Origin of the sequence: Aeromonas rivipollensis, assembly GCF_010974825.1 — a bacterium.
Taxonomy (GTDB): Bacteria; Pseudomonadota; Gammaproteobacteria; order Enterobacterales; family Aeromonadaceae; genus Aeromonas; species Aeromonas rivipollensis.
The window spans coordinates 46,656-54,877 of sequence record NZ_JAAILA010000020.1 but is presented as its reverse complement, the minus strand read 5'-3'; the positions used below and the strand labels follow the sequence as shown (position 1 = coordinate 54,877).

At 59.1% G+C, this 8,222-nt stretch carries 8 protein-coding genes; 5 read left to right on the top strand and 3 right to left on the bottom strand.

Features of this window, described 5'->3' with window-relative positions; all coding sequences use genetic code 11:
• Positions 1 to 62 precede the first annotated feature (62 nt).
• The 3 genes from G4923_RS13335 to G4923_RS13325 are packed head-to-tail and all read right to left on the bottom strand — an operon-like array spanning position 63 to position 3,246.
• Positions 63 to 1,184 (bottom strand): beta-ketoacyl-ACP synthase III, encoded by a 1,122-nt coding sequence (locus G4923_RS13335; protein WP_163137357.1) that lies wholly within the window; start codon positions 1,182 to 1,184, stop codon positions 63 to 65.
• Positions 1,185 to 1,239: 55 nt separating this feature from the next.
• The gene (locus tag G4923_RS13330) at positions 1,240 to 2,403 is read right to left on the bottom strand and encodes a vWA domain-containing protein (RefSeq protein WP_163137356.1); all 1,164 of its coding nucleotides are present in this window, start codon (positions 2,401 to 2,403) and stop codon (positions 1,240 to 1,242) included.
• Positions 2,404 to 3,246, bottom strand: coding sequence for an AAA family ATPase (locus tag G4923_RS13325; protein ID WP_163137355.1), 843 nt, complete (start codon positions 3,244 to 3,246; stop codon positions 2,404 to 2,406). It abuts the gene before it with no gap.
• Between the two features lie 163 nt (positions 3,247 to 3,409).
• Between G4923_RS13325 and cysK the strand changes: the two genes are divergently transcribed.
• From cysK to G4923_RS13300, 5 genes are all read left to right on the top strand, one after another.
• Positions 3,410 to 4,378: a cysteine synthase A gene (gene cysK / locus G4923_RS13320; protein ID WP_106886198.1), complete on the top strand. Its 969-nt coding sequence runs from the start codon at positions 3,410 to 3,412 to the stop codon at positions 4,376 to 4,378.
• A gap of 440 nt (positions 4,379 to 4,818) precedes the next feature.
• Positions 4,819 to 5,076 (top strand): HPr family phosphocarrier protein, encoded by a 258-nt coding sequence (locus G4923_RS13315; protein WP_005303128.1) that lies wholly within the window; start codon positions 4,819 to 4,821, stop codon positions 5,074 to 5,076.
• A 44-nt stretch (positions 5,077 to 5,120) separates the two neighbouring features.
• Positions 5,121 to 6,848 carry a phosphoenolpyruvate-protein phosphotransferase PtsI gene (gene ptsI / locus G4923_RS13310; protein ID WP_111910032.1) on the top strand — a complete coding sequence of 576 codons (1,728 nt, stop codon included), beginning with the start codon at positions 5,121 to 5,123 and terminating at the stop codon, positions 6,846 to 6,848.
• A 43-nt stretch (positions 6,849 to 6,891) separates the two neighbouring features.
• Positions 6,892 to 7,401: a PTS glucose transporter subunit IIA gene (gene crr / locus G4923_RS13305; protein WP_005325875.1), complete on the top strand. Its 510-nt coding sequence runs from the start codon at positions 6,892 to 6,894 to the stop codon at positions 7,399 to 7,401.
• Positions 7,402 to 7,676: 275 nt separating this feature from the next.
• Positions 7,677 to 8,222, top strand: a complete 546-nt coding sequence (locus tag G4923_RS13300; RefSeq protein WP_163137354.1) for a cytochrome b — start codon at positions 7,677 to 7,679, stop codon at positions 8,220 to 8,222.

The window sequence follows — 8,222 nt, the reverse complement described above, 5'->3', positions numbered from 1 at the left end:
GGGACATAGCCTAAAAAAACCACCCGCTCGGGTGGTTTTTTGCTGCCGCCGGATGGCGGCACTCAGAGGCGCTGCAACAACAGGCTGCCGATGGAGTAACCGGCGCCGAAGGAGCAGAGCACGCCGCGGGCCCCGCTCGGCAAGTCCTGGTTGAACAGGTGGAAGGCGATGACGGAGCCCGCCGAGCTGGTGTTGCCGTAGCTGTCCAGGATCACCGGCGCCTCCTGCTGGCTGGCGTCGTGGCCCAGCAGCTTGCGGCCGATGAACTGGTTCATGGTGAGGTTGGCCTGATGGAGCCAGAGCCGGCTTAAAGAGTCTGCCGCCCACCCCTGCCCATCGAGCTGAGTGCTTATCTGGTCACACACCAGGGGCAGCACCTCCTTGAACACCTTGCGCCCCTGCTGGCGGAACAGCTTGTCATCCCCATAGCGGGTGCGCGGGCTGAAGCGGTTCAGGAAGCCGAAGTTGTTGCGGATGTTGTTGGAGTACTGGGTCACCAGCTTGCTCGCCACCAGTTGCCAGGGGTTGGCTACCTTGCAATCTTCTTCCCGCTCCAGCAGCACTGCGGTGCAGGCGTCGCCGAAGATGAAGTGGCTGTCCCTGTCGCGGAAATTGAGGTGACCCGAGCAGATCTCGGGGTTCACCACCAGGGCCAGTCTGGCGGTGCCGGCCGCCAGCAGATCCGCCGCCGTCTTGATGCCGAAGGTGGCGGAGGAGCAGGCCACGTTCATGTCAAAGGCCATGCCGCTCGCCCCCAGATAGTGCTGCAACTCGATGGAGAGCGCCGGATAGGGACGCGGCATGTTGGAGGCCGCCACTATGACCAGATCTATCTCCCCCGGCTCGCGACCGGCGGCGATCAGCGCCTGCTCGGCGGCGGCCACCGCCATCTCCACCATGATGGAGGGCTGGTCATCGGGGCGCTCCGCCAGCAGGGGCTGCATGATGTCGGGATCCAGCACCCCCTCCCTGCTCACCAGATGGCGGCTCTTGATGCCCGAGGCCTTCTCGATGAACTCGCAGCTCGAATGCTGCTTGGCGGGCAGTTGGCCGGCGTCGATGGCGGAGGCGTTCTCCTCGTTGTAGAGATCCACATACTGGTTGAAGGCCGCCACCAGCTCTTCGTTGCTGACGGCAAAGGGCGGGGTATAGAGGCCTGAGCCACTGATTACGATAGAGGTCATCTTTGCTCCTGGCCGGGTGCAATCCCGGCTTGTCTGTTTTTTTGGGTTCAGAGGTTCATAGCTGATCGATCGCTCCGGCGAGACCAGCCAGGGTCAGCGGGTGCATGCGCCCGCCAATCACGTCATTCATCAACTTGATGGAGGGGTGCCAGAGCCACTCCTGCCTGGGTACAGGGTTGATCCACACCAGCCTGGGGAAGTGGTGCTGCAGGCGCTCGAGCCACACCTGGCCCGGCTCCTCGTTCCACTGCTCCACGCTGCCGCCAGGCCAGGTGATCTCGTAGGGGCCCATCTTGGCGTCCCCCACAAAAATCACCCGATAGTCGCTGCCGTAGGTGCGCAGCAAGCTCAGGGTATCGACGCGCTCCTGAGCGCGGCGGCTGTTGTCCTGCCAGACGAAGTCGTACAGGCAGTTGTGAAAATAGAAGAACACCAGGTGCTTGAACTCGTGGCGCAGGGCACTGAAGAGCCGCTGCACCTCGGCTACGTGGGCATCCATGGAGCCCCCCACATCGAAGAACACCAAGAGCTTGACCCCGTTGTGGCGCTCGGGGCGCAGCTTCACATCGAGCCAGCCCTGGCGGGCAGTGCTGCTGATGGTGTCGTCGAGATCCAGCTCCGAGGGATTGCCCTTGCGCACCCAGCGCCTGAGCTTGCGCAGGGCCAGCTGGATGGCCCGCTGGCCGAGCGGCGAGTCGTCGCTGAAGTTGCGGTAGTAGCGCGCCTCCCACACCTTGGTTGCCTTGCCATGCTGGCCCTCCCCTCCCATGCGGATCCCCTCCGGGTGAAAGCCGCCATGGCCGAACGGGCTGCTGCCCCCTGTGCCCACCCACTTGTTGCCGCCGGCGTGGCGCGCCTTTTGTTCGCGCAGGCGCTGGTTGAGGGTCTCCAGCAACTTGTCGAGCCCGCCGAGGGAGTTGAGCAAGGCTTTCTCCTCAGAGCTCAATAGCCGCTCGAACTCCTGGCGCAGCCAGTCATCCGGCAGCGTCTCGGGCAGCAGGGGGATGGCCTCCAGCCCCTGGTAGTATTCGGCGAAGGCGCGATCGAAGCGATCGAGGTGGGCCTCGTCCTTCACCAGCAGGCAGCGGGACAAGCGATAGAAGTCGTCCATGTCCACGCTGGCGAGTCCGGCCGCCAGGGCACCATGGAGATCCAGCAACTCGCGCAGGCTGCAGGGCAACTTGTGACGACGCAGATGGGTGAAGAAGTCGATCAGCATTCAGCCGCCGCGCCGCGCCAGGAAGGCCAGCTTCTCGAACAGGTGCAAGTCCTGCTCCGTCTTGAGCAGGGCGCCATAGAGGGCGGGCACCAGCTTGCCCGGCTCCCGGCTGCGCAGCGCCTCGGGGGCTATGTCATCGGCCAGCAGCAGGCGGATCCAGTCCAAGAGCTCTGAGGTGGAGGGTTTCTTGCGCAGCCCCTCCACATTACGCAGCTCGAAGAAGAGATCCATCGCCTCAGAGAGCAGGCTCTCCTTGAGGTTGGGATGGTGGAGTTTAACAATGGCCTGCATCTCGGCCTTGTCGGGAAAGCGGATGTAGTGGAAGAAGCAGCGGCGCAGGAAGGCGTCCGGCAGCTCTTTCTCGTTGTTGGAGGTGATGATGACGACGGGACGTTGGCGCGCCTTGACCCGCTCGCCAGTCTCGTAGACGTCGAACTCCATCCGATCCAGTTCCAGCAGCAGATCGTTGGGAAACTCGATGTCCGCCTTGTCGATCTCGTCGATGAGCAGCACAGGGCGCTGCTCGGCGCAAAACGCCTGCCACAATTTGCCCCGGCGAATGTAGTGGTGGATCTCCCCCACCCGGGGATCCCCGAGTTGGGAGTCCCGCAGCCGGGCCACCGCATCATATTCATAGAGCCCCTGCTGGGCCTTGGTGGTGGACTTGATGTGCCAGCTGATGAGGTCGGCACCGAGCGACTCGGCGACCGCCTCGGCCAGCACCGTCTTGCCGGTGCCCGGCTCACCTTTGATCAGCAGCGGCTTCTCCAGCACTATGGCGGCATTGACGGCCATACTCAGTGACCTTGATGCGAGATAGCGATCGCTTCCTGCAAATCCCATGAGATCCATTCCTTTGGTCGCAGGAGAACCTCAAGGTCCTTCGGCGAGAGAGAATAAGTTCTATATGTTGTAATAACATATTGTTATAACGATTCGTCACTTCTCATTCAGAAACCACAGGGTAATCTTGTTTCATCGCCTTAACAAACACAGGGATAGCACCATGAGCAAAATTTTTGAGGACAACAGCCAGACCATAGGCAACACCCCGCTGGTTCGTCTCAACCGTGTTACCAAGGGCCGCGTGCTGGCCAAGATCGAGAGCCGCAACCCCAGCTTCAGCGTCAAGTGCCGGATCGGTGCCAATCTCATCTGGGATGCCGAGAAACGCGGTGTATTGACCCAGGGCAAGGAGATCATCGAGCCTACCAGCGGCAACACGGGTATTGCCTTGGCTTTCGTGGCGGCTGCCCGTGGCTATCCCATCACCCTGACCATGCCGGCCACCATGAGCCTGGAGCGTCGCAAGCTGCTCAAGGCGCTCGGCGCCAACCTGGTGCTGACCGAAGGGCCCCTGGGCATGAAAGGCGCCATCGCCAAGGCCAACGAGATCCTGGAATCCGAGCCGGGCAAGTATGTGCTGCTGCAGCAGTTCGAAAACCCCGCCAACCCCGAGATCCATGAGCAGACCACTGGCCCCGAGATCTGGGATGCCACCGACGGCGAGGTGGATGTGTTTGTGGCAGGTGTCGGCACCGGCGGCACCATCACAGGGGTCTCCCGCTATATCAAGCAGACCAAGGGCAAGGCCATCATCTCGGTCGCGGTCGAACCGGCCGAGTCCCCCGTCATCAGCCAGAAACTGGCGGGTGAAGAGATCAAGCCCGGCCCCCACAAGATCCAGGGCATTGGCGCCGGCTTCATTCCGGGCAACCTGGATCTGACCCTGCTGGACCGCGTCGAACAGGTGAGCAGCGAGGAGTCCATCGAGATGGCTCGCCGCCTGATGGAAGAGGAAGGCATACTGGCGGGGATAAGCTCAGGCGCCGCCGTGGTGGCTGCAGCCCGTCTGGCCGAGCTGCCGGAGTTCAAGGACAAGACCATCGTCGTCGTGCTGCCAAGCGCCGCCGAACGCTACCTCTCCAGCGCCCTCTTCGCCGGCGTGTTCAGCGAGCAGGAACTGCAGCAGTAATTGATCGTCTTACATCAAAACAACGGCGCCCCTGGGGCGCCGTTTTCATTATGCGCTAAACTCAGTAGCCATCAGTGTCAGTCGGCCCCTTATTTTTTGGGGTAAAATAACAAACTTGGGCCTGACAAAAAAAGCAGACATTCTGTGATAAATCTCATATCCTGTGCCGCGTCACGAGGTGTTTACCGGCTAGGTATCACAAGGTAACAAAGTGTTATTTTTCGTTATAAATTAATTTCAGGCCAGTCCTGACGCGGCTTTCAGCCCGATAACGAAAAGACTTAGCCTGGACGCCGAATACTGCACAGAAAATTGACCTGGATTAAACCATTGCGGGTCTGATTTCGTTACTTTACAACATATCCATACTGACACGGTGAGACAGGAAGCCTCATTAGCGACCATCTCTCCACACAATATCAATAATATGGGGTGAAACCATGTACGAGAAGTCTGTTGTTATTACTGCTGAAAACGGCCTGCACACCCGTCCCGCAGCTCAGTTCGTGAAAGAAGCCAAAGAATTCCAAAGCGAGATCACTGTGGTCTCCGGTGGCAAATCCGCCAGCGCCAAGAGCCTGTTCAAGCTGCAGACCCTGGGCCTGACCAAAGGCACCAACGTGACCATCCAGGCCGACGGCCCGGACGCTCAGAAAGCCGTTGAGAAGCTGGTTGCCCTGATGGACGAGCTGGAGTAATCCAGCTTTACTCCTCCCCCACAGTCGTTTTAATAGGAAGGATTATGATATCTGGCATTCTTGCGTCCCCCGGTATCGCATTCGGTAAGGCGCTTCTTCTGAAAGAAGATGAAATCGTTATCAATCAGGGCAAGATTTCTGCTGACCAGATTGACGTCGAGATCAACCGCTTCCTCGAAGCCCGCACCAAGTCAGCCGCACAGCTGGAAGCCATCAAAGAGATGGCCGGTCGTACCTTCGGTGAAGAAAAAGAGGCCATCTTCGAAGGCCACATCATGCTGCTCGAAGATGAGGAGCTGGAAGGGGATATCAGATCCTTCATCAAAGACAACAAGGCATCCGCCGACAAAGCCATCTATGAGGTGATCGAACAGTACGCCAAGATGATGGCCGAGCTGGATGACCCCTATCTGCGCGAGCGCGCCACCGACTTCCGTGACATCGGTACCCGTCTGGTGAAGAACGTGCTGGGCATCGCCGTTGTCAACCTGAGCACCATAGACGAAGAGGTCATCCTGGTCGCCAAAGACCTGACCCCGTCCGAAACCGCTCAGATCAACCTGAAATACGTGCTGGGTTTTGTCACCGACATCGGTGGCCGTACCTCTCACACCTCCATCATGGCCCGCTCCCTGGAGCTGCCGGCCATAGTGGGCACCAACGACATCACTGCGCGCGTCAACAACGGTGAAATGCTGATTCTGGATGGCATCAACAACCAGATCATCATCAACCCGACCGCCGAGCAGCTGGCTGAAGCCAAGAAATTCCAGGCTCAGTTCCAGGCCGAGAAGGACGAACTGGCCAAGCTGAAAGATCTGCCCGCCATCACGCTGGATGGTCATCAGGTCGAAGTCTGCGCCAACATAGGTACCGTCAAGGATACCGAGGGTGCCATCCGCAATGGCGCCGAAGGCGTGGGTCTGTACCGCACCGAGTTCCTGTTCATGGACCGCGATGCACTGCCGACCGAAGATGAGCAATTCAAGGCCTACAAAGAAGTGGCAGAGGCCATGCCGGATCAGCCGATCATCGTCCGCACCATGGACATCGGCGGCGACAAAGAACTGCCCTACATGAATTTCCCGAAAGAGATGAACCCCTTCCTGGGCTGGCGTGCCGTGCGTATTTTCTTCGATCGCGAAGACATCATGCACGCCCAGCTGAAGGCCATACTGCGCGCCTCTGCCTTCGGCAAACTGCGCATCATGTTCCCGATGATCATCTCCGTCGAAGAGTTCCGCAGCCTCAAGGCAACCGTGGAACAGCTGAAGGCCGAACTGCGTGCCGACGGCAAAGCCTTTGATGAATCCATCGAAGTGGGTATCATGATCGAGACCCCGGCTGCTGCCGTGATGGCTCATCATCTGGCCAAGGAAGTGGATTTCTTCAGTATCGGTACCAATGACCTGACCCAGTACACCCTGGCTGTCGATCGTGGTAACGAGATGATTTCCGCCATGTACAACCCGCTGTCACCCTCCGTCCTGACCCTGATCAAGATGGTAATCGACGCTTCCCATGACAATGGCAAGTGGACCGGTATGTGCGGTGAACTGGCTGGTGACGAACGCGCCACCCTGCTGCTGCTGGGTATGGGTCTGGATGAGTTCTCCATGAGCGCCATCTCTGTACCGCGTATCAAGAAGCTTATCCGCAACACCAACTTCGAAGATGTGAAGGCAATGGCAGACCAGGCTCTGAGCTATGCGACCGCCGCCGAAATCGAAGCCTGTGTAGATAACTTTATTAAGCAGAAGGCAGTCTGCTAAGATCGGCTGCAAACAGCGACAATCATCTCTAGGAGCTTTTACTATGGGTCTGTTTGATAAACTGAAGAAACTGGTCTCCGATGACAGTTCTGACACCGGCGGCATCGAAATCTTCGCTCCGCTGTCTGGCGAAATCGTGCCCATCGAAGATGTGCCTGACGTTGTCTTCGCCGAGAAGATCGTCGGTGACGGCATCGCCATCAAGCCGGCTGGCAACAAGATGGTTGCTCCGTGCGACGGCACCATCGGCAAGATCTTCGAGACCAACCACGCGTTCTCTCTGGAATCCGACTCTGGTATCGAGCTGTTCGTGCACTTCGGTATCGACACCGTCGAGCTGAAAGGCGAAGGCTTCACCCGCATCGCCCAGGAAGGTCAGAAGGTCAAGCGCGGTGATACCATCATCGAGTTCGATCTGGCCGTACTGGAAGCCAAGGCGAAGTCTACCCTGACTCCGGTCGTCATCTCCAACATGGACGAGATCAAAGAGCTGATCAAGATGACTGGCGCAGTGACCGTGGGCGAGACCCCGGTTATCCGCATCAAGAAATAATGCGACGCTGGCTGGTGCCAGCTGCTGCAACAAAAAACCGAAGCCCTGGGCTTCGGTTTTTTTATGGGCAACACCTTGGGCCCGCCAGCCTCTCAGCCATCTGGGGCTAGCTGGTTCCCTGACCGGGCAAGGGCAATCCGATGCAAAAGCGCGTTCGAGATCAAGGCATTGTCCGGCCAGCCTTGTAGCATGGGTGTGGAAACCACGGGATCCCGGCGCCGTGCGTGACGGGATGGACCAGGGCGATGCAATGCGCCCTCCGGAAGGAGATGAAGATGCTGAAGAATACGGAACAACGTTATGGCAGCCTGAGCATAGGATTGCACTGGCTGACCCTGCTGCTGATGGTGGCCGTCTATGGGCTGATGGAGTTCAGGGATATTTTCCCCAAGGGCTCGGCCGGACGCGACCTGATGAAGGAGTGCCACTTCATGGTGGGCTTGCTCATTCTGGCGCTGGTGGTGGCGCGACTGCTGGTGCGCTTTGGCAGCCCCTCACCGCGCATAGTGCCCGCCCCCTCGCCCCTGATGCTCAAGCTCGGCCACCTCGCCCATCTGGCCCTGTACGGCTTTTTGCTCCTGACGCCGCTGCTGGGGTGGCTGCTGCTGAGCGCGGGTGGCAAGCCCATCCCCTTCTTCGGATTAGAACTGCCCGCTCTTATCGCGCCGGATGATGGCTTGAAGGGAACGATAAAAGAGCTGCACGAGACGCTGGCCAACATAGGCTATGCCCTGATAGCCCTGCATGCTGCGGCGGCCATCTATCACCATCATGTGCTCAAGGACAACACACTGACCAATATGTTGCCCGAGAAAAAATAG